The organism is Rhodospirillales bacterium RIFCSPLOWO2_02_FULL_58_16, from assembly GCA_001830425.1.
Lineage (GTDB): Bacteria > Pseudomonadota > Alphaproteobacteria > Rhodospirillales > 2-02-FULL-58-16 > 2-02-FULL-58-16.
The window spans coordinates 101,569-102,028 of sequence record MIAA01000026.1 but is presented as its reverse complement, the minus strand read 5'-3'; the positions used below and the strand labels follow the sequence as shown (position 1 = coordinate 102,028).

The 460-nt window shown below is 53.7% G+C and carries 1 pseudogene (cut by a window edge); it reads right to left on the bottom strand.

The annotated features are described in order from the left end of the window. Positions 1-110: 110 nt before the first annotated feature. Positions 111-460 (bottom strand): annotated as a pseudogene (locus A3H92_04715) (valine--tRNA ligase); it runs 2,217 nt beyond the window's last position.

Sequence of the window (460 nt, the reverse complement as noted above, 5' to 3'; positions counted from 1 at the left end):
TCTTTTTGGAATGTGTAGCGCATGAGCGGCGCAAGAATCGGAATCGAAAATTGGCTTAAACTGAGATGTGTGAATACAATAGCCTTTGTAAGGGGATGAATCTTTTCTCGCTATATCTCCGCCAGTATCTTGGCGGCTTCCCGGCGTTTGGCGCGGGCCTGGACGGCTTCTTCGAGGCGTTGGCGTTCAGTCTCGATCACCTCGGGCGGGGCCTTGTCGGTAAAGCCGTGGTTGGCCAGCTTCTTTTCCGACTTGGTTATTTCCACGTCAAGTTTGGCGATTTCTTTTTCCAGACGGGACTTTTCGGCGCCGATGTCGATAACATCGGCCAAGGGCAAGGCAATGGTTGCCTCGTCAATCACCACATGCGCCGCGCCCGGCCGGATTTCATCGGTCGGAGTAAATTCCGTTACTCTCGCCAACTGGGTAATGAGTCCCATATGGGTTTTCAGGCGGGCCT